The organism is Paenibacillus sacheonensis (assembly GCF_009909195.1).
Lineage (GTDB): Bacteria > Bacillota > Bacilli > Paenibacillales > Paenibacillaceae > Paenibacillus_Z > Paenibacillus_Z sacheonensis.
The window spans coordinates 141,975-165,577 of record NZ_JAAAMU010000005.1 but is presented as its reverse complement, the minus strand read 5'-3'; the positions used below and the strand labels follow the sequence as shown (position 1 = coordinate 165,577).

The following is a 23,603-nucleotide window of genomic DNA, read 5'->3' as shown; positions in this document are numbered from 1 at the left end:
AATCTGAGGAGGAATGCAGGATGTGTCAAGGACAAGGTCATACGCACCAAGAATGGGAACAGCCGGCGCTGGATCGTTCCAGGCCGATACGGATCGGGATCGGCGGTCCCGTAGGTTCGGGCAAGACGGCGCTCGTCGAACGTTTGGCTGGCGCGCTCAAAGATACGTACAACCTCGCCGTTATTACGAACGATATTTATACGAAAGAGGATGCGCGAATATTGGCCGCGACCGGCGTGCTTCCGGAAGAACGCATCATCGGGGTGGAGACCGGCGGCTGTCCGCATACGGCGATCCGCGAGGATGCCTCGATGAATTTCGAAGCGGTCGAAGAGCTGACAAGCCGTTTCGAGGGGCTGGATCTCATCTTTATCGAGAGCGGCGGAGACAACTTGGCGGCTGCTTTCAGCCCGGAGCTGGTGGATCGTTTCATCTATATCATCGACGTCGCGCAAGGGGAGAAGATTCCCCGCAAGGGCGGTCCCGGCATTATGCGTTCCGACCTGCTGATCGTCAACAAGATCGATTTGGCTCCTCACGTCGGCGCCAGCCTGCAAGTTATGGAAGAAGATACGAAACGGATGCGCGGCGAGCGTCCATATGTATTCTCCAACCTGTACGGCGGCGAGAACGTTGACCGGATCGTCGCATGGCTGGAGCATGAGCTTGCGCACGCGCACGGAATTGCGCATCACCATGAGCACGAGCTAGCGCATAAACACGAGCATGAGCACAAGCATGAAGATGCTGCCCAGCACCGCCACGCCTAGCGGTCAGCGGCTGTCCGTCCTTCGGACGACCTTTCGCAAGCGGGAGAACGATACGGTCATCGTATCCAAATACCATACGGCGCCGATCAAGATCGCCAAGACGTTTCCGCTCGGGGACCAGCTCGGCGTCATCGTCATGGACGTCTCGCCCGGGCTGCTGGCCGGCGACCGCTATGAATTGCGATGGAACGTCGAAGCCGGCGCGCATGTGTATGTGACGAATCAATCGTTCACGAAAGTCCATCCTTCGCATGGCGATCATGACCGTTCTTCGCTCAGCCAGCATTTCGAACTGGGGAGAGGGGCGGTCGTAGAATCGATGCCGGAGCCGATCATGCTGTTTCGCGACGCCGCGCTCGTCAGCGAGACGGAAGTGCGGCTGTCGCCGGATTCGATTTGGATGGGCGCGGAAGTGTTTTGCCCGGGAAGGACGATGCGCGGAGAACGGTTCGTCTATCGGGAGTTCCGCAACAAGCTGCATGTTTATTATGGGGATGAGATGATCTATGCTCAGAATCAGCTGATAAAGCCGTCTGGGCAGCGGTTGTCCGCGCCTGGATGCATGGCGGATATGACGCATACCGGCGTGTTCTATGCGTTCTCCGACCGGATCGGCATTGGCGAAGCGGATGCAGTTCGCGAGGCGCTCGGCGCGCTGCCTGCAACAGAAGGCCAGCCATTAACCTGGGGCGTGTCGCTAACTTACAAGCATGGCCTGGCCGTGATGGCAGCCGGCATGTCTGCCTGGCAGCTGCAGGAAACGCTGGATGCGGCGTGGCGCGCGCTTCGAATGAAGCTGCTGCAGATGAAGCCGTTAAAGTTCTTAAACTAACGAAGAAGCTGGCGAACTCCGCCAGCTTCTTTGCTTGAAAACAATCGTTTGCCCTGCAAGCTTCCGATGGCCAACGACGTGAATGCATAGGATAGTAACGCGATTATAGCGTTAGGAAGTCCGCGCTCGTCAATCCGTAGTAATCGACATCCTCGTATACGTTCCATTTTCGAATATGCTGCTTGAAGCAGCCTTCATAATGCATGCCGATCTTCCGCAGCACAGCGGACGAAGCTGGATTCTTGGTCATGGCAGCCCCCACGATGCGATTCAGGTGAAGCTCTTCGAACCCGAACCGGACGATTCTTCCGGCCGCTTCCGTCGCATAACCGTTTCCCCAATAGCGGCTCCCCAGCCAGTAACCGATTTCGGCGCGTTTATGTTCCGAGGTGAGATTAAGGCTGACGCATCCCATGAGTTGATTCTCCGCCAATGCCGTTATCGCAAACGTATATCCATGCCCATGCCGCGCCGCATCCGTGCGAAAGGCGATCCAGGACTCAGCAGCTCCGTCCGGGTAGGGGTGAGGAAGCGATAAGGTGGTTCTCGCCACTTCGTATTCGCCGGCCAACTGCTGCACTTCCACGGCATCCTGCGGATTGAACGGACGCAGCAGCAGGCGGTCGGTCTGGAAAGTTCCTTGCAACTCGCTCACCTCGCGATCTTTTATTTACATTATAGCAACAAAGAGAACCCCTTGGCTTCGCATTTTCGAGTGCGAGTCCAGGGGTTCGGGGTATCGAGCCTATTGAGATTATGGAGCCAAGAGCCTAGGTTGCCGGATTACTCTCCGGAGCTGCCGCCGCTTTTCTTGTCTTTGGTTCTTGTCGTCGTGTTCTTGCGTCCGTGTCCTTGTTGTTTAGCCATGGGACGTCCTCCTTTCGCACAAGATGCCGTGTATTGTGCGTAAATCGGGGCGGCCTTATGCGCAGTAAAAAACCTAGTTCCCGGAAGACATCGTCCTCCGAAAACCAGGTTTTATGAAGGCTACATCGCCATGGGTTTGTTTGCGGACAGCAGGCTCTTGATCCCGCTCATTCTCCACTTCGGAACGTGAATGCGGTTGGCTTCCGAATAGCCCTGGTCGAAGCAAATCAACCCGTCCGTAACCGAAAGTACTTTGCGCGCATTGACGTAGCAGTTCGAGCTTACTTTGACGAAATGGCCTGAAGTGACGTAGCTGTTCAACTGCTCGGCAGTGATGCTCTTTTTAATGTTGTAGTTTCTGCCGTGAAAGCTGACCATGCAGAGCCGCCCGACTTTGAAATAGTAAATATCTTTCTCCACTTCGAAGCTTTCGTAGATACTGCGCGTTTCCTCTGCTAGTACATTCATCGTGTGATGATCCCCCTTAATAAGATGAATTTGTTAGCGCTTTCATTCTAACACAAGGCGTTTCGTTTGTGAACCGGAGGGACAAGGTTTTATAAAAAAAATTATCGATTTTTATACGGAAGCGTACGGAGACAGCTCGTGAAGAGTCGTCGTTTTTGCGTCGCCCAGCGGCTTATTATTCGTGATGAAAGTTTACAAAACCGAAAATTGTAAACTAAAATGCTATGGAATTCTTAGGTTTTAATAGATAGATGTAGTATTTACAAAAAAAAGACCGCAATATATAATCATAATCATTAAAACTGTATGTTTGTAAGTTTACATTTTGTAATTTTGTAAATGAGATTATTCTGAAAAGATCTATTCGGTCCTATTATCGGGCAACTTGGAACACGAAGAACTGGCACCGAAGATGACGTCTGAAGATTCCAATGAAGATCTGCTATGTCTCGTATGATTATGAAAGCGCTGCAATGTCCGAACGGATAATCAACCAGGGGAGTGTTGAGCATGGCGAACGTATTGACGGAAGCGCAAGTGCAGCATTTTAAAGAAAAAGGCTGGGTCAAGGTAGAAGGGGCCTATCCGCGCGAGGAGGCGCTGAAGGTGCAGCAGTTCCTCTGGGACGAGCTCGCGGCACGCGGCATTATCAAGGATGACGAACGAACATGGACGGAACCCGTTGTCCGCCTTGGAGACTATGTGCATCCCGTCATGGATGGCTTAAACTCGAAGCGGCTCACCGGAGCGATCGAGGATCTGCTCGGCGAAGGACGCTGGCAGGAAGGGGACAAGATGACCGGCGCAAGCTGGGGCGGATATATCATTAACTTCGGACCGGATATTCCTGGAGGCTGGCATTACGACGGCAGCCACTTCCGTCATTATTTGGACAGCTGGGAGCAAGGGCTGCTCCTGGTGTGCCTGTTCTCCAGCGTGAAAAAGGGAGGCTCGGGAACGCTCGTCGCCGAAGGCTCCCATAACATCGTGGCCAACGTGCTGGCGCAGCATCCGGAAGGCATGGGGCTGGGCGAGGCTTTGCGCGAGTGCGGCAAGCACCCATGGCTCGCGGAGCTGATCGGCAAGAACAAACCGGCGGCGGACGATATCTATGCGGACGCTCCCTCCAAGGAGAAGAAATCGCAGAAAGAGCATTTGGCCGCATTCATGAATACGACGTACGACGATCCTGCCGGCTTCTCCCTGCGGGTGGTCGAAACGACTGGAGAACCGGGGGACTTGGTCCTGTGCCATCCGTTCTTGTACCACGCTCCGTCGCCGAACGAACTTGGCGTCCCGAGATTCATGTGCAATCGGGTGGCGCCGACGCGCGAGCGGATGAATCTCAACCGCGAGAATCCGGCCGACTATTCGGTCGTGGAACAGATGATACGGACATCGCTGGGGCTCAAAGACGGGGAACCGTGCGCATGGGCGAGACGGGAATAGCGAGGAAAGGGCAAGAAGAAGAAGGCTGACGCGGCGTCAGCCTTCTTCTCGTTCATTGCTAGGCGGGTTACCGCGGCTTGCGGGTCATGTTCCGGTCGATCTACCCACGGTAGGCCGGCTTCGCCGTTCCTGCTCCTGCAGCCAGGGATCGGTTGAGACACTTAGTCGGTTAACCTCCGAGATAGCGGCGGCGTGCGGCGGCGTGCTCTCTCCGAATACGACCGTAGTGGACAAGCGAATCGTTTCGTGAACGCTCTCGGGTTGACTGATGCGCCGGAGTAATTGCTCCGCTGCCCGTTGGCCGAGCTGACGCTCATCGACTGCGACAGTCGTGAGCGTGAACCCTAGGAATTCCGCTTCGTCGATCTGATCGAATCCGGAGACGGACAAGTCGCGCGGGACTGCCTTGCCGGCTTCATGGGCGAATTTAATTACATGGAGCGCGATCTTGTCATTGACGCAGACGAAAGCGGCGGGAAGTTCATTCATGCCTTGCAGCGCTCGGGAGAGGCTGTCGTAGAGCTGATAACCGTCCGAGGACGGCGAAGTAACGCAAAACGCCGGGTCGACGGCGAGGCCTGCGTCGAAGTGAGCCCGCTGAAAACCGAACCAGCGTTCCATGAAGCTGCGGCAGGATGAGATATCCCCGATGAAGCCGATATCCGTATGGCCTGCTTGCAGAAGATGCCGCGTAATTTGATGCATGCTGTCCTCGTTCTCCATGAAGACAACGTCAGCCTTCAGTCCGGCAAGCGACAAGTCGGGATTGATGTTGATGAACGCCTTCGGCAGCGGCAGCTCGATCAGCTTCTCGGTGTAAGCTCTGTCCATACTTCCGGCAACGATAAAACCGGCCAAATCATTGTTGGTCAACACGGCTGGCAGCGCGAGCGAATCGATATCCTCGTTCTTGATAAAGCTGATCTTCATTTCGTATCCGTTGCTGCTGATGATCTGCTCGACGCCGCTTATGACATTCATCCAAAAGCCCGTCCCGTGATGAAGCTGCTGCTTGGTAATGTACGCGATGCTCTTGGCGGCAGGAACAGGCTCGGCAGGATGTCCGTCGTCAGACGGCTTTAACTTTTTGTACCCAAGTGCAATAGCCTGCTCGACGACTTTTCGTTTCGTCTCGGCAGTAATGCTGGGATGATCATTAAGCGCCTTGGATACGGTATTTCTGGATAGTCCGAGACTCAGTGAAATATCGTTGGTGGTGATCTTTTTGGGCAACTGCATCATTCCTTCGGCTAGTAGAAGTTTCTAGTTTCATTCTAGGGCAGGCAGTGATTTTGTCAATAAACGAATAAGGCATATTGTAAGGTTGAAGAACAAGCGAAAAGGGATTCCACAATCGAACAAGTGATAAAGAATTCATATTTACAGTGGGTTTAGCCGTGATATATAATCATCTTCAACAATAATCTGTTACATCATTCAAAATTTGTATGATTATGGATTACATTATTTCGTATTTGGAGATACGACGTTGGTAAACATGCTTCACATCAGTGAACAGGGATAAATCGCACACGTTTTTGTAAGCGCTTCAAAAATTGTATTCATAGCTAGTTTGATTACCGTCCGGGGGAATAAACATGCTTCCAAAAACGACCTACTCCTTGAAGAACCGAGCGTACTTGTTCCTGATTCTAAGCTCCATCATTCCGTTAATCACCATCGGCTATATTTCGTACATCTCGATGTATTCCTTGTTGAACCGCAATACCGACGACGGCATACGCAGCAATATGAAGCAGATCCAAGTCAGCCTTAGCAACGTCTTCGCCAACCTCGAAGATTCGGCGCTTCAACTCGCCATGTATAACGGCAAAGTCGCGGACGATATCGAAACCTACCTGGATACGACGGACATTCTGACCAAGTACGAGAAGAAGAAGTCCGTCATCGAGAGTATCTCGTTCATTAACGCTTCCAAGCCGGATATCGGACTTATCTTCATCTATTACGCGAACAAGCATCAGGTCATGTTCGAGAACCAAAGCGTGCAGCCCGGGTTCGATCCGGCGCAGCTGCCGATGCTCGCGAACGGCATCAACGCGACCTTCTACGGACCGCATACGACGGTGCGAACTACGCATGACAGCCCGGTGTTTTCGATTGCGCGCAAGGTCAATCTGATTGAAGGCGCGGACATGTACGTTTATTTGGAGACGAGCATCAAGTTATTCGAGGATTTGCTGAAATCGCAGCAGTATAAGCTCGCCGTCTCCTCTATTCTTGTAAATGACCGGGGGCGGATCATGTACAGCCAGCAGGAAAAGGATTTTCCCGTCGGCTCCATCATCGACATCGCGAAGCTGTCCGATACAGCGAAAACGAAGGAGATCCGAGGCGGCTACTATGTATTCTCCGAAAAGGGGCAGCAGGGCTGGTACGTTCTCTCCGCAGTAGACACGAAGGCTTACAGCTCCGACATCCGGCAATGGATGGGGAAGTTCGCGTTCTTCGCGGTCGTGTCCATCGTGGCCAGTCTTCTGCTTGGCCTATCGATGTGGCGGATCGTCTATCGGCCGCTCCGCACCATCAATCGAGAGATTATGCTGCTGAGCCACAATAAGTTCTACTCCAAGCTGAAGACGACCGGGATTCTCGAATTCGACAGCCTCCTGGCGGAGTTCCATGACATGAAGAGCAAGATCGCCGGCCTGTTCACGGAACTGGAGGAGAAGGAACGGAAGAAGCGGATCATCGAGGTCGAGAAGCTGCTGCATCAAATTAATCCCCACTTCCTCCACAATACGCTCAATACGGTGCAATGGCTGGCGCGGATGAACGGCCAGGACGAGATCGATCGGCTGGTGGCGCTGTTCACGCGCGTGCTGCACTACAACTTGGGCAAGGAGGGCGGGATCGTCGCTCTGAACGAAGAGGTCGAAGCGCTGCAAAATTACGTGGATTTGCAGCGAATACGCTACGCCTACCATTTTGACGTGCAGATCAAGGTCGATCCGGCCCTGCTGGACGTCGACGTGCCGCGGTTCATCATGCAGCCGATCGTGGAGAACGCGATCTATCATGGGCTCAAAGACGAGAGCGGTTATATCCTCATCGAAGCTGCCCGGATTGGCGCGGAGCTCCTCATCACGGTCAAGGACAACGGAGCGGGCATGAGCGAACGGGATATCGAACGGCTGCTGGAGCCGCTCTCCGAGGAGCATAAGAAGGTCGGCATGGGGATCGGTCTCAGTTATGTTCGCTACATGCTGGATGTCAATTACGGCGACCAAGCTTCAATGGATATCATCGGAGAGAAGGACAAGGGAACAACCTTTATATTGCGATTGCCCATCAGCCGGGGGACAGGAAAGGAGGTACGGACATGATCAAGACCTTGATCGTCGATGATGAAATTTACGTGCGCAAAGGGTTGATCTCGGTCCTTCCCTGGGAGAAATTCGGCTTCAAGATCGTCGGGGAAGCGAGCGGAGGAGAGCGAGCGCTGGAGTTCCTGAAGGATAACCGCGTGGACGTGGTGTTCATGGATCTGACGATGCCCGGCATGTCGGGTTTCGAATTAATGAAGGAAACGCGGAGCGGGCATCCCGGCGTGAAGACGGTCGTGCTGACCTGTCATCAGGATTTCGGTTTTATTCAAGACGCGATGCGCCTCGGCGCCATCGACTACATCGTGAAAACGCAGCTGGAGAAGGAGAAGCTGGACGACGTGCTGGAACGTATTGCCAACCGGATCAAGCTGGACAATCAAGACCGGAACGGCGAGTTCGAGCCGACGTACGAGAACGAGCAGGGCAAAAGATATTCTGAAGAAGTCGTGGCCGCGATTCATAATGCGGTCCGCTACATGAACGAGCGTCTGTTCGAGGGTATCCATCAAGAGGAGGTTGCCAAGGCGGTCAACATGAGCCGAGGTTACTTCAGCATGTGCTTCAAAGATATTGCCGGGAAATCGTTCAGCGATTACCTGCGGAACCTCAAAATCGGCGCTGCCGAGTCCTTATTGCGCAAAACGAGCAAGCCGGTTTACGTCATTGCCGATCAGCTCGGCTTTCAGGACGAGAAATATTTCAGCAAGCTGTTTCGGGAGCAGAACGGCATGACGCCTTCGGAATACCGGGAACGCAGTCGGTAGAGAGGTCCATCTCGGCGAGTGGTGAATCGGAGTGGATCGCAAGAGAAGTTTTTCATGAGCTAGTCCGATTCCTGTCATGTAAACGCCTTCAAACTGATGACCAAATTCCGATCAGGTTAGGAAGATCGTCTATCCCGCGGTCTTCCTAACTGCGTTTACTATTGAGACAGCAAGACATACCGCTCACGACCAAGGGGGATTCAAGTGAACAAGAAAATGAAAGCCGCCGCATCCGCCTCTCTGATCGCCGCGCTGCTGCTGACAAGCGCTGCCTGCGGCAATAATGCGGACAACAACAACACGAGCACGGATAATAACGCGAGCGCGAACAACCAAGATAAGGAGCAAGCGGCAAACGGCGGTACGGGCGACAAGAACGGCACGGCGGCCAATGCTGCGGCGCCGGCGGAGAAGCCCGATCCGTTCAGCAAGATGACGGAAATGGTGGAATTCACGACAGGTATCTCGCTCTCCGCGGATGCGAAGCCGCCGGCGGGAGAAAGCTTCGAGAACAATGACGTCGAGAAATGGTTCGAACAGAACTTGAACGTGAAGCCGAAGATGGCGTGGTCCACGAGCGACCAGAACTTCGCCTTCGAGCAAAAGGTCAGCCTGTTGATCGCGGCCAACAACATTCCGGATGTGTTATCGATCAGCGTGGATCCGAACGGGCTCAGCATATTGAAGAAGCTGATCAAAGCGGACATGATCGAAGACTTGACGCAGGTTTATGCCGACTACGCATCTCAGAACCTGAAGGACAGCATTGCGCTGGGCGGTCCGGATGCGCTTAAGTCGGTTTCCTCGGATGGCAAACTATATGCCATTCCTTCGATTGCGGACGTCGAGACTGCAATCCCGGTCGTCTGGACGCGGAAAGACTGGCTGGATCAAGTCGGGCTGCCCGAACCGCAAACGCTCGAGGATGTCGAGACGGATCTCAAAGCGTTCAAAGATAAATTCGGCGCGGGCTCGCTGCCGTCCCAGCAAAACATCTACGGCGCGGATACGGCTTCCTTCGACTTCGTCTTCGGCGCTTACAACTCCTATCCGGGGCAATGGATCCGGACGGCGGACGGCAGCGTAGGTTACGGTTCCGTGCAGCCTGAAATGAAAGGCGCGCTGGAAAGACTGGCGAAGTGGTACAAAGAAGGCCTCATCGCGAAGGATTTCATCATGAACGACAGCAACAAAGCGGTGGAAGCGATCGCGAAGGGCAAAGCCGGCCTGTTCGAAGGCGCCTGGTGGGCGACTTGGTATCCGCTGCCGGACTCGGTGAAGAACGATCATAATGCCAACTGGCAGGCGACCGTGCTTAAAGGCGTCGACGGCATCGCGCATGCCAAGGGCTACGGAGCGGTCCGGTCGTTCGTCGTCGTGAAGAAAGGCTTCAAGCATCCCGAAGCGATCATGAAAATGCTGAACTTCGCGCAGGAAGCCAACACGAAGAAACTGGACTGGTACAACAAGCTGACGATCGACGACGGAGCCAAATATTTGAACGCGAAAATGCCGCTGCTTCCGGTGAGCGTAAGCGCGAAAGACCCGCATGAAATCACGGTCCGTTACAAGGCCATTATGGACGTAAACGACGGCAAAGCGACGATGGACGCGGCCGATCCGGAAACGAAGGTACAGGCGGCGGCGATTCAGAACTATCAGAAGGCAGCCGACAAATTCGCGGATATGGGCTTGTGGAGCCTGGCGAACCAATTCTACGTCGGGGCGGCCGGCTTGGTGAAAAACCCGGTCCAGCAAACGCTTCCAGCTTTTATCGGTTCCACGGATCTGATGCAGAAGAAAAAAGCGTCCATGGACGATCTGGAGAAGAAAACGTTCCTGGAAATCATCACGGGCAAGAAGCCGATCGACGCCTTCGACGCCTTCGTCCAACAATGGAACGGCATGGGCGGCGCGGATATTACCAAAGAAGTAAATGATATCGTAGGCGGTTAAGCAAGTTCTCGACGTAACTACTTAACTTTTCGAACAAGTGCCGGGGCTCTTCGGCCGCGGTACTTGTTTCATTCGAACCGAGGTGGCATTTCGTTGAAAGAAAAGAAAATTCGCAGCCTGGAAGCCGTCCATTATCACGTCATGCTGCTTCCTACCCTTATCCTGTTGGCTATATTCAGCATTTATCCGACACTCGGTTCGATCATGGCATTTAAATATTTCGACCCGATCGAGGGGATATGGGGATCGCCTTGGGCCGGTCTCGACCATTTCAAAATGCTGTTTCAAATACCGGAGTTCAAGCAGATTACGATCAATACGATTACCATTTCGTTGATCAAGATTATATTGAATATTTCCTGCGCGCTTGCTTTCGCTCTGCTGCTGCATGAGATCAAGAAGAGATGGTTCAAGCGGTCGGTTCAGACGATCGTCTATCTGCCTTTTTTCCTTTCGTGGGTCATTATGGCCGGTATTTTCAAGGATTTCTTCTCGATCGACGGCCTTATCAACGGCATCATCCACCGATTAAGCGGCGGCGAGCCGATCATGTTCTTCAACAGCAACACGTGGTTCATGATCATCGTGTACGTGACGGACGTATGGAAAGGCTTCGGATTCAATGCCATCGTATTCCTGGCGGCGCTGACGGCCATTAATCCCAATCTGTACGAGGCAGCCGACGTGGACGGCGCTTCCAGATGGGCCAAGCTGGTGAACATCACGCTTCCGAGCATCAAAGGCACGATCGTGCTGATTCTCATCCTAAGCCTGCAGGGCATCTTAAGCGGCGGCTTCGATCAAATCTTCAATTTGTACAATCCGCTTGTCTACCAAGTTGTGGATATCTATGACACGTATATCTATCGCATGGGATTCCAGAGCAATCAATACGAATTTGCTACCGCGGTCGGGCTGTTCCGTTCGGCAGTCGCCTTTATCTTCATCCTGATCTCGCAATGGCTGGCTAAAAAATACGGCGAATATAAGGTGTTCTAGACGATGAGGTGAAACGGATGTCCATTCGGTTAACGAAAGGCGACATGATCGCCAATACGATTATCTATACGATTCTGACCCTATTGGTCGTCGTTACGCTGGTGCCGCTGCTTAACATATTGGCCATCTCGTTAAGCGACAGCGCCAAAGCGACGGCAGGTCTCGTGACGATTTATCCGCTGGGGCTGAGTTGGAGCACGTATACGACGATTTTCAAGGATCATGCGATTCTGACGGCTGCAGGCGTATCATGCCAACGGGTCGTCCTCGCCCTGGTCATCGATATGGTGCTGGTCGTCCTGGCCGCTTATCCGCTGTCGAGAAGCAAGAAGGCGTTCCGCTCAAGAGGCATCTATATGTGGATCGTCATCGGAACGATGCTGTTCGGACCAAGCACCGTGCCCATGTTTTTCACGGTGAAGGACATGCATATGCTCGGCACGATATGGGCGCTCGTCATTCCGGGCGCGGTGGGGCAGTTCCATATCATCCTCATGCTTAACTATTTCCGGAATATCCCGTCCGAGCTGGAGGAGTCCGCCAGCATCGACGGCGCAGGACCTTGGCGCAGACTGCTGCAAATCTACGTGCCGCTGTCCATGCCCATTATGGCAACCATCGCGCTCTTCGTCGTTGTCGGCAACTGGAATGCGTATTACGACGGCTTGATCTATTCGATGAAAACGAGCGATTTCCCGCTTCAAACCTACATCCAGCAGCTCGTCGTCAATTACGATACCACGATCCGGGACGTCGATCAGGTGAGAGACCTGCTGGCCATATCGAACCGGAGCTTGACCGCCGCGAAGCTGGTCATTACGATGATTCCGATCCTGCTCGTGTATCCGTTCATGCAGAAGTATTTCATCAGCGGCATCATGCTCGGTTCGGTCAAAGAATAGCAGGATTGAAAGGCGCTGGCGAAGAAGGATTGACCTGTGCTGGCGAAGAATGACAAAAGCAGTGACTGGCGAGCATTCGGAAGTCCTCTTGGACCGCTTCGGGTGCTCGTTGTTCGATTTCAGATTAGGGAGGCAGCTTCAGCGATGCTCTATGAGATGAAACAGACGAAGAGCCGGGCGTTCACCGCGGAGAACACGGCTGGCGCCGCAGGCAGCGGCGGACAAGCGAACCGCGGCCGGAAAGGGGCGCCTTGCATCGAAGGCTTCAAGCAGGGCGAGACGATCGAGCTGCTGCATTGCGAAGGGGCTGGCGTCATTCGTCATATCTGGATGACGATTCCGCCGGGCAATGCCGATCATATGCGCAACGTCATTCTGCGCATCTATTGGGACGGCCAGAAGCATCCGAGCGTGGAAACGCCTATCGGCGATTTCTTCGGCGTCGCGCACGGTCGCCAGCGGCCGATGCAGTCGGACTGCGTGACGATGCAGTCGGGGAAAGGGTTCAACTGCTGGATCCCGATGCCCTTCAAGCAGCAAGCCGTCGTCACGATCGAGAACGATTCCGATTCGGACGTGCGGCTGCTGTTCTATCAAATCGATGCGACGCTCGGGGACGAGCTGGACGACGCTGCGGGTTATTTCCATGCCCGGTTCCGGCGCAGCAACCCATGTCCCATGCATGAGGATTTCGTCATTACGGACGGGATTGAAGGGCGGGGCGTTTACTTAGGAACGACGCTCGGCGTACGCAGTTTGTATAACGACTGCTGGTGGGGAGAAGGCGAGGTCAAATTTTATCTCGATGGCGATGAAGAGTACCCGACCCTATGCGGAACAGGGGCCGAGGATTACATGGGCTCCGCATGGGGGCTGGAAGAAGTCCTGACTCCGTATCAAGGCGCGCCGCTCGTGGACGGCGGGAACGGGCTGTATTCGCTCTATCGCTTTCATGTGCGCGATCCGATCTATTTTCAGGAGCGCTTGAAAGTGACGATCCAGCAAATCGGCTACGGATCGGGTTCCAAGGCACGCGAGCACTATGGCGACGCGCTCGTCCGTTACCGCGCGTTTGGCAATGACGAAGCGGCCGATGACTGTTATTTCGAGCGCAGCGACGATTATTGCGCCGTCGCGTATTGGTACCAGTCGCTGCCGTCCTTGCCGTTTGATCGCTTCCCTACACGGGAAGAGCGAAGCCGAGATCTTGGGACGAGCGATTCCGGAAGGCCGGCGCGGACGGATATGTAGTTGAGCATTGATTCTGCGACGATTCCCCTTTTGCTCGACAGCGTAAAAAGAGTTCATGGTATGATGGACTAGAACGCTGTCTTCCGAGAGGGGATTTTTTTGCGGTTTTGTCCGCATTTGCCTCGGGAGGACGGCTTGGGAGAGAAGATAGCAGGAGGGAAACGGGATGTCACGGATCAATGAACTGCGGGACGGCGAAGAGTTTGTCGGCTTCTATCTCATCAAGGAGAGCGAGATCAAGCAGACGAACACGACGCCGCCGAAGGATTTTATGAATTTGACGTTGTCCGATGCGAGCGGCCAAGCGCCGGCCAAGCTGTGGGACGCTGCCGAGAGCGACAAGGAGCAGTTCAAGGCGCTGACGCTCGTCAAGGTGCAGGGCATCGTCCAGCTGTATCGGGAGAAAATACAATTGAAAGTCAACCGGATCCGCAAAGCGACGGAGGCGGACGGCGTTACGTTGACGGACTTTATCCGCGCGGCTCCGGTCGAGCCGGAAACGCTCGTGGCCCGCATACATGCGGTCAAGGACGGCATCGCGGATACGGTCATCCGCACGATCGTCGCTTATTGCCTCGACAAGGCAGGAGAGCGGCTGTACCATGCGCCGGCGGCGAAAACGCATCATCACGCCTATTATGCCGGACTGGCCTATCATATCGTGCGCATGCTGGAGCTCGGCGAATTCATTTGCGCGCAGCGTCCGTTCTTGAATGCGGATCTGGTTAAAGCGGGCATTATTCTGCATGATATCGCGAAGCCCGAGGAGATGATATCGGAGCTCGGCATCGTATCGGACTATAGCAATGCGGGCAAGCTGATCGGTCATATTGCGCTCGCTTCGCTGTGGATCGCGGAGGCCGCCCAGCAGTCCGGCATCGCCGCGGATTCGGAGCGGGTGCTGGCGCTGCAGCATCTCGTGCTGTCGCATCATAACCTGGGCGAATGGGGCAGCCCCGTTCAGCCGCAGATCGCGGAAGCGGTCGCGCTTCATTATATCGACTCGCTCGATGCCAAGCTGCAAATGATCGAAGACGCGCTCGACACGGCCGCGACCCACGAGGATTGGACGCCGCAGGTGCGAGGCTTGGAGAACAAGGCGTTCTATCGCTTGAAGTGGTAATGCGGAAGCCATCGTCTCGTTGTCCTGGGCGAGCATAACGGGTAAAATGAATACCGACGAAAGGGGATTGAACGATGATACGTTTTGGCATAATCGGCTCCAACTTTATTACGGATCAATTCGTGGCGGCCGTGCGCGAAGTCGAAGGGGTTGCCTTGTCGGCGCTCTATTCGCGGACGGCTGAGCGGGCGGAGGAATATGCGTCGAAGAACGGGATTCCGCTGACGTTCACGGATATCGGCGAAATGGCGGCGAGCGGCGAAGTGGACGCGGTGTATATCGCTTCGCCGACGTCCTTCCATGCGGAGCAGGCGATTCTCTGCATGCGCGAGGGGAAGCATGTGCTGTGCGAGAAGCCCGCGGCCTCCAATGCGCGCGAGCTGCAGCGGATGATCGAGACGGCGAAGGAGAACGGCGTCGTCTTCATGGAAGCGATGAAGAGCTCGTTCATGCCGGGGTTCCAGGCGATTCGGGAGCTGCTGCCGTCGCTTGGCACGATTCGTCGCTATACGGCAAGCTACTGCCAATATTCATCGCGCTACGATGCGTTCCGCGCAGGCAATGTATTGAATGCCTTCAAGCCGGAGTTCTCGAACGGCGCGCTCATGGATCTCGGCGTTTACTGCGTGTATCCGCTCGTGCTGCTGTTCGGCGCGCCTGAACGGATCTCCGCCAGCGGCACGATGCTGTCCTCCGGCGTCGACGGCCAAGGCAGCATCATTGCCGGCTACAAGGACATGGAAGCGATCATCACGTATTCCAAAATCTCGAATTCCTCGCTTCCGGCGGAAATTCAAGGCGAGGAAGGCACGATGATCATCGATGCCATCAACCTGCCGCGCCAGATTACGGTCCGTTACAGGGACGGACGCGTGAAGGAAGCATCCGCGCCGGAGCAGGGCTTGGTCATGAGCTATGAAGTGCGGGCTTTCGCCGAGCTGATTCAAGAAGGCGTACAAGAGTCGCCGCTCAACTCGCATGCGAACGCGCTTGCCGTCATGAACGTACTGGATGAAGCAAGACGGCTTCAGGGGCTTGTCTTCCCGGCCGATTTGAAGTAGTACGCTTAGGGCAATAGTCGAGGCGTAACAGATTGCTTTGCCGTAAAACCTCGAAATCAAAACGCCGCAGCTGAACGGAATTCCGTCGGCTGCGGCGTTTTTGCCGTGCTGGGGAGTAAGGCTTAGCAATTAGCCGAGGTAGCCGCAAAGACCGTCTTCTGCTACGTCCGTTTATAATGCGCAGGCGTGAGACCGGCGAATTTCTTGAACATCCGGTAGAAATGCGGCAGGCTTTCGAAACCGCAGGCCGCTGCGATCTCCGCCACGGTACTATCCGTCTCGGTCAGCAGCTCCTTCGCATGCATGATGCGTTTCGTGATGATATACTCCGTTAAGCCCAGTCCGGTGTGCTGCTTGAAGATCCGCGAGAAGTACGACGGGCTTACGGAGGCGTGCGAGGCGAGCTCCGTCAAGCTGATCGTTTGCAGCAAACGGGTCTCGATTTCATTCAGCGCGTTCTGCAGCCATGCTGGCCTGGAAGCGTGCGGCGTCCAACGGTTGCCGGGATTGATTTTGCGATTCGCGTGGAGCAGGATGCTCTTCAATAGCAGCAGTATGGCTTGTTTGTATCCGGGCTGTTTGGCGGTCATTTCACCCTGCATGTCGTTGAATACGGCTTCTAGGCGCAAGCGTTCATCGGAAAGCAGCTCCAGCTTGTAGCTTCGGCTCGTTCTTGCGGTATCGAAGCATTGCAGGAACGAGTAGGAAGCATCCATGCCGATGGAGGAGGCCTGCACGAATTGACCGCTGAAGAACACGACGGAGGACGTCAAGGGCTCGTCCGGATGAGGGAGCGTCTTGTGAATCGTATTGCCGGGAATGAGATAGAGATCCCCTGGCTGCATTTCGTAAAACGTATGGTTAATAAAGAACGAGCCTGCGCCTCCGTGCACATAGATGATCTCGTGCCAGTCATGCAAATGATCCGGCAGCTCGGCCTGCAGATTCTTCGTGCTGTGCAGCGCCAGCTCTACCGGCAGGGTATCGTCGGCAGCAAATTGCTTTCGCATCGCGTTCAACCGCTTCGTCTCCTTTCACCGTGAAGATGCATATGTGCAAGAAAGGGTATATTTCCGGCGATATGCGCTATTAAGATTCTGTTTCTTATTATTTATAATGAAACTATAACGAACGCTGCAGGGATTGTCCATCACATCACAGGGATAAGGTAAGGTGAATACCGATGGCACATGTAATCGGCACGGGCGCAGATGCGCTGTATATGAATGAACGCGATCACGTCGTAACGGCGCTTCGGGAGATTCGATCGGGCGAGACGATCAGCTATCGGAATGCGGCAGGTTTGCAGGAAGTGACGACGCAGAATGATATTCCTTTCGGCCATAAAATCGCGGTTGCGGCGATCGAGGCAGGCGACGACGTGCGCAAGTACGGTGAAGTAATCGGCCGCGCCGTGGCGCCGATCGTTGCAGGACAGCATGTGCATGTACACAATATCGAAGGCATCCGCGGACGCGGCGACCTCGGCGCGAAGGAGACGAATTAAATGGAACGTACCATTATGGGTTATGAACGGCCGAACGGCGAAATCGGCATCCGCAATCATCTGCTGATCATTCCGACTGTCATTTGCTCCAATCAGGTGTGCAGCCGGATCATGCAGATGGTGCCGGGGGCGGTTGCGATTCCGCATCAGCATGGCTGCAGCCAGATCGGCGCGGACAAAGACCGCACGTTCGAGATGCTCGCGGGCACGGGGAAGAATCCGAATGTCGGCGCCGTCTTGATTATCAGCCTCGGCTGCGAGGTCGTCGATCCGATCGCGCTGGCAGCGGATATCCGCCAGACCGGCAAACCCGTGGAAGTATTCGACATTCAATCCGTCGGCGGCTCGGTCAAAGCGATCTCGTACGGCACGGAAGTGGCGAAACGATTGATGGCCGATCTCGAGAAGCAGGAAAAAGTGCCGGTTCCGTTGAATAAATTGAAGGTTGCCGTCAAATGCGGCGGATCAGACGCAACGTCGGGCCTGGCTTCCAATCCCGCTCTTGGCGTGGCTGCGGATGCGCTCATCGGCGAAGGCGGTTCGATCGTCATCGGCGAAACGACGGAAATCATCGGCGCGGAGCATCTGCTTGCGGAGCGCTGCGTGACGCAGGAAATTTCGGACAAGCTGTACTACATCGTGGATCGCTTCGAGAAAGAGGTCGAGCGGATGGGGGCCGACATGCGCGGCGGCAATCCAAGCCCGGGCAATATTGCCGGCGGTTTGTCCACTATCGAAGAGAAGTCCCTCGGCTGCATCAGCAAATGCGGAACGGCGCCGATCAAGGGCGTCATCGAATACGCCGAGAGCATTCCGGATCATGGGCTGTACTTCATGGATTCGCCCGGCAACGACATCGAGTGCGTATCGGGCATGGCGGCCGGCGGCGCGCACATCGTCTGCTTCACGACGGGCCGCGGTACGCCGACGGGCGCAGCGGTCGTGCCGGTCATCAAGATTACGGGCAACCAGATGATGTTCCGGCGCATGGAGGATAACATGGACGTGGATGTCAGCGACATGCTGGACGGCAGCGTCAGCCTGGGTCAAGCGGGCGAACGGATATGGCAGGAGATCTTGGACGTTGCGGAAGGGAAATGGACGAAGGCGGAGGTGCTGGGGCATACGGAATTCAGCATCAACCGGATCGGTCCAAGCTTGTAATAGACAGCGGAGGTGCGCCAGCATGAGCGCGTTAATGAACGAATGGCTTGATTTGGACTATCGTCCGGCCTTGCCACGGAACAAAGAAATCGGTATCGCCATTATCGGTGCCGGCGAAATCGTCGAAGCCTGTCATCTGCCGGCTTACGAGATGGGCGGCCTTCGCGTCGTCGGTATCTTCGATCTGAACCGCGAGCGGGCGGAACAATTGGCCGCGAAGTTCGGCATCGCCAAAGTGTATCGGGAAATCGATGAACTGTTATCGGATGCCGAGGTGCGTATCGTCGATCTAGCCGTTCCGGCTAAGGTACAGCCGGGCATCGCGGAGCGGGCAGCCGCGGCAGGCAAGCATATCCTCTGCCAAAAGCCGCTTGCGGAGTCTTACGAGGAAGCCGTGCGCATCGCCGATGCCTGCGCGAAGTACGGCATTAAAGGCGCGGTCAACCAGCAGATGCGCTGGTCGCCGAGCATCCGGGCCAGCCACACGATCATCCAGCGCGGCTGGCTGGGCGAGCTGCTGCAGGCGACGATCCAGGTGAACGTGAAGCAGGATTTTGCCAACTGGGGCTGGCTGCGGGAGATGCCGACGCTGGAATTCATGTACCACAGCATTCATTACATGGATGCGATCCGGTTCTTGTTCGGTACGCCGGAATACGTCTATGCGGACGGCGCGCGATTCCCTGGGCAGCAGACGGTCGGCGAGACGCGGACGCTGCTGCATGTGAAGTTTCCCGGCGAAGCGCGCGGGTTGATTCACGATAATCACAACCACATCGCGGGCGAAGATGATTGGTTCGCGACGTATCGGTTCGAAGGCACCGAGGGGATCATCAAAGGCACGAACGGTTCCCTGTACAATTATCCGGTCGGCCGCGAGGATACGCTGAGCTTTCATTCGCGGGCGATTCACGAGGATTATTGGTTCCAACCGCGGCTGCATGGCAAATGGTTCCCGCATGCTTTCATGGGTACGATGGGCGAGCTGATGCGCGCCGTCGAAGAGGATCGCGAGCCGGAGAACAGCGTGGCGGACAATCTGAAGACGATGCAGATGGTATTCGGGGCTTACTTGTCGATGAAGGAGAATCGGCCGGTAACGCTGGCGGAGATCGCTGCGCAGAAGTTGAAGTAAGAGTCGAGATCGAGATGCAGCTCATGAACAGATCAATAATCAAGAACTATTATCAAATGAACCCATAGGGAGCGCGGTGCGCTCTCTTTTTTGCATGCAGGTGAAACCATTTTCTTCCTCATGGCGTCGATAGCCTATAGAGGATTCAATATAGTTGCAGGAGCGATGAAATGGGAAGCATGCGTAAGTGGAGGATGGGTTCAGGGGCTGTGCTGGCATTCATGATGCTGGCGACAGGCTGCACGGGGCAAAGGAACGAAACGGAGAACGCCGCGAGATCCAAGGTGCAGTCGGTTAGCGTGTCGGAGTCGAGTGCTGCGGATGATGAAGCTGCTACAATCGGGGAGATCGTAGCAGAATCGAATGCGGCTAATGCGAGTGAGGTTGATGCTGCTATCGCCGAACCTAATGGAGATAATACGAGAGAAGACATTTCCGTGCGAGCTAGTGTTCAGTTGGCAGAGGGACAGTTAGTCGTTAAACCGACTGTCCATGCGACGGTCTCGGAGCTGGGCGTGCCGAGCTGTCTCGGACTGGAATCGGATCTGAACTGGCGCGGGACGTTCGAAGCGGATTGGATTCCAAAGGATGGGGAAGCGGAGCGGGTATTTACGTTTCCCCGGGAGTTTGAAATGATCCAGCCTTCGGAGAGTCCTGTCGGCATGGAGCGTCTAGAGCTGAACGATGTGCTGCTGCTTGCTTTCAGCCCGCGGTATACGGATTGCCGAATGGTGGAAACCTATTTCTTCGGTATGAAAGACGGGAAAGCTTTTCCGGTCCCGATTATCATGAGCGACACGAGCACGTTGACCAGCATCGGACAATATCCGCATCGGAAGCTGGAAGTGAAGCAAGACGAGGTGATCGCAGTCGGCGGTTTCGGCGCAGGCATGGACGCGGTTCCGGTGTACCATTTGCGCTACGACGGGGAGAAGAAGGCTTTGGTCCTGACGAAGACCGATCTGCTACCAGCGAATGAGCTCGACCAATAAGCTTCATGGCGGCCTGCAGGCGTTTCGGCTGCAGCGAAGCGATTTAAGAGGGAATATTGTCACGGCGTTGCTGGATCAGCGGTCATGATTGGAACATTTTCAGGAAACCGTTCGTCTAGTGGATGCAAACATGAAATCTAACATAATGGAGATGAACGAAAGTGAAGAAGAGTAAATCCGTAACGATGCTGGCTTTCGCGGCACTGATGGCCGGCGTCCTGATGCTGTCCGCTTGCAACAACAACACTAACGGGGACGATCCGTCGAACACGACGACGCCAGCGAACGATAGTTCCGGCAGTAATGCCCCAAGCAATAATGCTGACCAAGGCGGCGATCAAGTTAACGGGGACAACGGTGACGGCAATTCAACGAATGCCCCTGCTGGAAACTCGGGTAATGCGGGAAATTCAGGAAACTCAGGTAACTCGGGCAACGCCGATAACGGCAGCGTGTCGACGCCGCCGAAAGATGAAGATGCGACAGCGAAGATGTTGAAAGCGATGCTGGCGCTGGCGAAGGAAGGCAAAGTGGAAGGCATTCCGTTCCAAGCCATTAAGGGGCTGACCGAAGATGTCGAGAAGGAATGGGGCAAGGCGGACAAAAGCGACTTCGCCGGCAAAGGCATCTACGCTACGTATGCCAAGAAGCATGCGGTAATTGGTTACAATAAAGGCAGTCAGATCTTCGATGTCCGTTCCGATGCGCCCGAGCTGCAGAAGCTGACCTTGAAGCAGATCGAGACTGCGCTCGGCAAAGCTGCCAAAGTCACGAAGAACGGCACGGACAGCATCTATACGTACGCTGCGAGCAAGACTTACGAGCTGCGCTTCGTCATTGCCGCGGAAACGGGCAAAGTCGACCATATCTCGGTGTACGCCCCATCGGCTGCCGTGAATAATATGGCAGGTTAAGGCGCGAACGGGTAGTAGAAAGTTAGAACAACTGGTTTGTTCTGTCGGAAAAGCAGTAGCGTTTACAAGCGATTGAGGCCGTGATAAGCTGGTATTATCGCAGCATAGACCGAAAGCATCGGGAGATTTCTTCGTCCACTTGGACGGGGGATCTCCTTTTTTGCATTTCCGGGCAGAGGCGATACTTCGAGGGCGAAGAGAACTTTGAAACGGTTACCAGTATTTAGTGGAACTGGTATACTGAAAGGGAGATTAGGATGAAGATTCGGTTAGCGAAAGAAGATGAAACCTGCCTTGCCGTTACGTTTGCGTACGAAGCGTCGATCGTGAAAGCGATCAGATCCATCGACGGCAGACGATGGCATCCTGCGTCGAAGACGTGGTTCATCCCCTATACGCTGCTTGCGCTGGAGCAGCTGAAAGAGATGTTTCTCCGGGCTGACGTGGATATCGATGCGGAGCTCGTGGAAGAGTGTCCGGCGTTAGAGGAATGGGAACCGATGGAGCCGGTCGAAGAGATCAGCTATCGTTGAGATGCCGAGCATGAGCACCGGCTTCGTCAGTCGATGGCGCTTCGGGGGTATAGTCTGAAGACGGTGAAGGCGTATTGCAGCCAGGTGGATGTTATTACCGGTTTTTGAAGGAACAGCATCTTGACGAAGATGCCCAATCAATTGCGAAATATTCGCTGCATATGCTGGGGCGCGGCTCATCGCACTCCGATGTCAATCAAACGTTGAGTGCGGTCAAGTTCTTCAGCAGCCGCGTGCTGGGAGAGACCATGACTTCCACTTCGTACGTTCGACCGAAGAGGGAACAGAAGCTGCCGCATGTATTGTCGCAATCCGAGGTCATGCAGATTCTTCGCTCTTTCGAGAACCCGAAGCACCGGGCAATTATGTATATTACCTATTCCTCCGGCTTGAGGGTAAGCGAAGTCGTGCGGCTGCGCCTAAGCGACTTCGACCGCGAGCGAAAAACACTTCGTCTCCGTCAAGGCAAGGGGCGCAAGGACAGGCAGACGTTATTGTCCGACGCAGCTTATGCAGTCGTCCAACACTACGTGGAGCGGGAAAAGCCGCAAGATTGGCTCTTTCCCGGCCAGTACGAAGGAAAGCATCTCACGGAGCGCACCGTCCAAAAGCTGTTCGAGCAGGCCCTTGCTCGTTCAGGTGTCCATAAGCCGGTTAGTCTGCATGTTCTCCGTCATTCATTCGCTACGCATCTGCTGGAAAGCGGCATCGATATTCGCTATATTCAAGAACTGCTCGGGCATTAGCATCTTCGCACGACCGAGAAGTATACGCACGTTAGCACGAGGGATATAAGAAAGATCAAAAGTCCGTTAGATCGTATGGAGGATGCGGGAGCGAGTACGTGAATACCCCCATTGCGAGTGACCGTTGGAATTACGTAAACATTCTACTGTGTGAAAGTTAGCGAAATACGTAAAAAAGACGTTAGATGAAACCTGCTAGAAGACTAAAATAAAAGGGATGAAAACCACTGGAAACTAAAAACTGATTAAAGGAGCAAAACAATGAATCCTCCTAAACATATTGTTTCCGCAGCTGCATTTGTGATAAATGATAAAAGTGAATTTTTACTAGTTAAAGGACCAAGACGAGGATGGGAGATGCCTGGGGGACAAGTTGAAGTAGGAGAATCATTAAGTCAGGCTGCAGTAAGAGAAACAAAAGAGGAATCGGGAATTGACATAGAGATCATTAAGTTTTGTGGAATATTTCAGAACATTGGAAACTCAATAGTAAATACCCTGTTTTTAGCCCGGCCCAAGGGTGGGGAGTTAATAACCACTTCAGAAAGTCTGGATTCAGGATTCTTTCCAGTTCAAGAAGCTCTTAGTATGGTAACTTGAAGAGATTTCAGGAAGAGAATTGAGTATTGTTTAAATCCCGATCAGCAGCCATTTTGTATTGAATTTAAAGACGAGGAGAACATTTGAGTGTAATTCAAGAAGTCGCAGGCATCATCTAACACCGTATTCACGCTGCGGGCTGGCGCCCTTGGTCCGGACCGAAGTAGAAGTGCCGAGGGTGAATTCAGCCGGACAGCCCTGCGAGGCTAAGTCTGGCGAC

22 protein-coding genes and 1 pseudogene are annotated in these 23,603 nt (G+C 54.4%); 19 read left to right on the top strand and 4 right to left on the bottom strand.

Translation table 11 applies throughout. From position 1 onward, the window contains the following. Nucleotides 1-20 precede the first annotated feature (20 nt). Together ureG and GT003_RS11365 are read left to right on the top strand one after the other, a co-directional pair. The gene (gene ureG, locus GT003_RS11370; protein WP_161697617.1) at nucleotides 21-770 is read left to right on the top strand and encodes an urease accessory protein UreG; all 750 of its coding nucleotides are present in this window, start codon (nucleotides 21-23) and stop codon (nucleotides 768-770) included. After that, nucleotides 739-1,602 carry an urease accessory protein UreD gene (locus GT003_RS11365; RefSeq protein ID WP_161697614.1) on the top strand — a complete coding sequence of 288 codons (864 nt, stop codon included), beginning with the start codon at nucleotides 739-741 and terminating at the stop codon, nucleotides 1,600-1,602. The genes ureG and GT003_RS11365 overlap by 32 nt, the downstream gene beginning before the upstream one ends. 103 nt (nucleotides 1,603-1,705) lie before the next feature. Here the strand turns inward: GT003_RS11365 and GT003_RS11360 are convergent, their stop codons facing one another. Both GT003_RS11360 and GT003_RS11355 read right to left on the bottom strand, forming a co-directional pair. Beyond that, the gene (locus GT003_RS11360) at nucleotides 1,706-2,248 is read right to left on the bottom strand and encodes a GNAT family N-acetyltransferase (RefSeq protein WP_161697612.1); all 543 of its coding nucleotides are present in this window, start codon (nucleotides 2,246-2,248) and stop codon (nucleotides 1,706-1,708) included. 341 nt (nucleotides 2,249-2,589) lie between these two features. After that, nucleotides 2,590-2,937, bottom strand: coding sequence for a hypothetical protein (locus GT003_RS11355; protein ID WP_161697610.1), 348 nt, complete (start codon nucleotides 2,935-2,937; stop codon nucleotides 2,590-2,592). A 510-nt stretch (nucleotides 2,938-3,447) separates the two neighbouring features. Between GT003_RS11355 and GT003_RS11350 the strand changes: the two genes are divergently transcribed. Beyond that, nucleotides 3,448-4,386: a phytanoyl-CoA dioxygenase family protein gene (locus tag GT003_RS11350; protein ID WP_161697608.1), complete on the top strand. Its 939-nt coding sequence runs from the start codon at nucleotides 3,448-3,450 to the stop codon at nucleotides 4,384-4,386. Between the two features lie 84 nt (nucleotides 4,387-4,470). Here GT003_RS11350 and GT003_RS11345 read toward each other — a convergent pair whose 3' ends face one another. Then, entirely contained in the window at nucleotides 4,471-5,619 is a 1,149-nt protein-coding gene (locus tag GT003_RS11345; RefSeq protein WP_161697606.1) for a LacI family DNA-binding transcriptional regulator, read from the bottom strand. A gap of 365 nt (nucleotides 5,620-5,984) precedes the next feature. Here GT003_RS11345 and GT003_RS11340 point away from each other — a divergent pair, with 365 nt between their 5' ends. From GT003_RS11340 to GT003_RS11305, 8 genes are all read left to right on the top strand, one after another. Next, nucleotides 5,985-7,733, top strand: coding sequence for a cache domain-containing sensor histidine kinase (locus GT003_RS11340; RefSeq protein ID WP_161697604.1), 1,749 nt, complete (start codon nucleotides 5,985-5,987; stop codon nucleotides 7,731-7,733). After that, nucleotides 7,730-8,500, top strand: coding sequence for a response regulator transcription factor (locus tag GT003_RS11335; RefSeq protein ID WP_161697602.1), 771 nt, complete (start codon nucleotides 7,730-7,732; stop codon nucleotides 8,498-8,500). The genes GT003_RS11340 and GT003_RS11335 overlap by 4 nt, the downstream gene beginning before the upstream one ends. 204 nt (nucleotides 8,501-8,704) lie before the next feature. Next, complete coding sequence (locus GT003_RS11330; RefSeq protein ID WP_161697600.1) at nucleotides 8,705-10,456, top strand: type 2 periplasmic-binding domain-containing protein; 1,752 nt, start codon at nucleotides 8,705-8,707, stop codon at nucleotides 10,454-10,456. 93 nt (nucleotides 10,457-10,549) lie between these two features. After that, nucleotides 10,550-11,455: an ABC transporter permease gene (locus GT003_RS11325; protein ID WP_239565807.1), complete on the top strand. Its 906-nt coding sequence runs from the start codon at nucleotides 10,550-10,552 to the stop codon at nucleotides 11,453-11,455. Between the two features lie 17 nt (nucleotides 11,456-11,472). Next, nucleotides 11,473-12,357: a carbohydrate ABC transporter permease gene (locus GT003_RS11320; protein WP_161697598.1), complete on the top strand. Its 885-nt coding sequence runs from the start codon at nucleotides 11,473-11,475 to the stop codon at nucleotides 12,355-12,357. A gap of 144 nt (nucleotides 12,358-12,501) precedes the next feature. Continuing rightward, nucleotides 12,502-13,608: a glycoside hydrolase family 172 protein gene (locus GT003_RS11315; protein ID WP_161697596.1), complete on the top strand. Its 1,107-nt coding sequence runs from the start codon at nucleotides 12,502-12,504 to the stop codon at nucleotides 13,606-13,608. Nucleotides 13,609-13,774: 166 nt separating this feature from the next. After that, nucleotides 13,775-14,731, top strand: a complete 957-nt coding sequence (locus tag GT003_RS11310) for a 3'-5' exoribonuclease YhaM family protein (RefSeq protein WP_161697594.1) — start codon at nucleotides 13,775-13,777, stop codon at nucleotides 14,729-14,731. Between the two features lie 74 nt (nucleotides 14,732-14,805). Further along, a complete protein-coding gene (locus GT003_RS11305; protein WP_161697592.1) occupies nucleotides 14,806-15,792 on the top strand; it encodes a Gfo/Idh/MocA family protein in 987 nt (328 codons plus the stop codon). Nucleotides 15,793-15,953: 161 nt separating this feature from the next. Here the strand turns inward: GT003_RS11305 and GT003_RS11300 are convergent, their stop codons facing one another. Further along, nucleotides 15,954-16,802, bottom strand: a complete 849-nt coding sequence (locus tag GT003_RS11300; protein ID WP_239565823.1) for an AraC family transcriptional regulator — start codon at nucleotides 16,800-16,802, stop codon at nucleotides 15,954-15,956. A 173-nt stretch (nucleotides 16,803-16,975) separates the two neighbouring features. Here GT003_RS11300 and GT003_RS11295 point away from each other — a divergent pair, with 173 nt between their 5' ends. From GT003_RS11295 to GT003_RS11260, 8 genes and pseudogenes are all read left to right on the top strand, one after another. Next, nucleotides 16,976-17,299 (top strand): UxaA family hydrolase, encoded by a 324-nt coding sequence (locus GT003_RS11295; RefSeq protein WP_161697588.1) that lies wholly within the window; start codon nucleotides 16,976-16,978, stop codon nucleotides 17,297-17,299. Next, entirely contained in the window at nucleotides 17,300-18,463 is a 1,164-nt protein-coding gene (locus tag GT003_RS11290; RefSeq protein WP_161697586.1) for a UxaA family hydrolase, read from the top strand. It abuts the gene before it with no gap. Between the two features lie 22 nt (nucleotides 18,464-18,485). After that, nucleotides 18,486-19,598: a Gfo/Idh/MocA family protein gene (locus GT003_RS11285; RefSeq protein ID WP_239565808.1), complete on the top strand. Its 1,113-nt coding sequence runs from the start codon at nucleotides 18,486-18,488 to the stop codon at nucleotides 19,596-19,598. A 170-nt stretch (nucleotides 19,599-19,768) separates the two neighbouring features. Next, a complete protein-coding gene (locus GT003_RS11280) occupies nucleotides 19,769-20,590 on the top strand; it encodes a hypothetical protein (RefSeq protein ID WP_161697584.1) in 822 nt (273 codons plus the stop codon). 161 nt (nucleotides 20,591-20,751) lie between these two features. After that, nucleotides 20,752-21,504 carry a DUF4309 domain-containing protein gene (locus GT003_RS33015; RefSeq protein ID WP_161697582.1) on the top strand — a complete coding sequence of 251 codons (753 nt, stop codon included), beginning with the start codon at nucleotides 20,752-20,754 and terminating at the stop codon, nucleotides 21,502-21,504. 257 nt (nucleotides 21,505-21,761) lie between these two features. Next, nucleotides 21,762-22,037, top strand: a complete 276-nt coding sequence (locus GT003_RS11270; protein ID WP_161697580.1) for a hypothetical protein — start codon at nucleotides 21,762-21,764, stop codon at nucleotides 22,035-22,037. A gap of 104 nt (nucleotides 22,038-22,141) precedes the next feature. Next, nucleotides 22,142-22,783, top strand: a complete 642-nt coding sequence (locus GT003_RS11265) for a tyrosine-type recombinase/integrase (protein WP_239565809.1) — start codon at nucleotides 22,142-22,144, stop codon at nucleotides 22,781-22,783. A 261-nt stretch (nucleotides 22,784-23,044) separates the two neighbouring features. After that, nucleotides 23,045-23,470, top strand: a pseudogene (locus tag GT003_RS11260) (NUDIX hydrolase). Nucleotides 23,471-23,603 lie beyond the last annotated feature (133 nt).

Coding starts and splice junctions, on each gene's coding strand:
- GT003_RS11340 (WP_161697604.1), top strand. CDS start 5,985: ATGCTTCCAAAAACGACCTACTCCTTGAAGAACCGAGCGTACTTGTTC.
- GT003_RS11365 (WP_161697614.1), top strand. CDS start 739: ATGAAGATGCTGCCCAGCACCGCCACGCCTAGCGGTCAGCGGCTGTCC.
- GT003_RS11280 (WP_161697584.1), top strand. CDS start 19,769: ATGGGAAGCATGCGTAAGTGGAGGATGGGTTCAGGGGCTGTGCTGGCA.
- GT003_RS11315 (WP_161697596.1), top strand. CDS start 12,502: ATGCTCTATGAGATGAAACAGACGAAGAGCCGGGCGTTCACCGCGGAG.
- ureG (WP_161697617.1), top strand. CDS start 21: ATGTGTCAAGGACAAGGTCATACGCACCAAGAATGGGAACAGCCGGCG.
- GT003_RS11270 (WP_161697580.1), top strand. CDS start 21,762: ATGAAGATTCGGTTAGCGAAAGAAGATGAAACCTGCCTTGCCGTTACG.
- GT003_RS11320 (WP_161697598.1), top strand. CDS start 11,473: ATGTCCATTCGGTTAACGAAAGGCGACATGATCGCCAATACGATTATC.
- GT003_RS11285 (WP_239565808.1), top strand. CDS start 18,486: ATGAGCGCGTTAATGAACGAATGGCTTGATTTGGACTATCGTCCGGCC.
- GT003_RS11310 (WP_161697594.1), top strand. CDS start 13,775: ATGTCACGGATCAATGAACTGCGGGACGGCGAAGAGTTTGTCGGCTTC.
- GT003_RS11355 (WP_161697610.1), bottom strand. CDS start 2,937: ATGAATGTACTAGCAGAGGAAACGCGCAGTATCTACGAAAGCTTCGAA.
- GT003_RS11305 (WP_161697592.1), top strand. CDS start 14,806: ATGATACGTTTTGGCATAATCGGCTCCAACTTTATTACGGATCAATTC.
- GT003_RS11300 (WP_239565823.1), bottom strand. CDS start 16,802: ATGCGAAAGCAATTTGCTGCCGACGATACCCTGCCGGTAGAGCTGGCG.
- GT003_RS11350 (WP_161697608.1), top strand. CDS start 3,448: ATGGCGAACGTATTGACGGAAGCGCAAGTGCAGCATTTTAAAGAAAAA.
- GT003_RS11335 (WP_161697602.1), top strand. CDS start 7,730: ATGATCAAGACCTTGATCGTCGATGATGAAATTTACGTGCGCAAAGGG.
- GT003_RS11290 (WP_161697586.1), top strand. CDS start 17,300: ATGGAACGTACCATTATGGGTTATGAACGGCCGAACGGCGAAATCGGC.
- GT003_RS11295 (WP_161697588.1), top strand. CDS start 16,976: ATGGCACATGTAATCGGCACGGGCGCAGATGCGCTGTATATGAATGAA.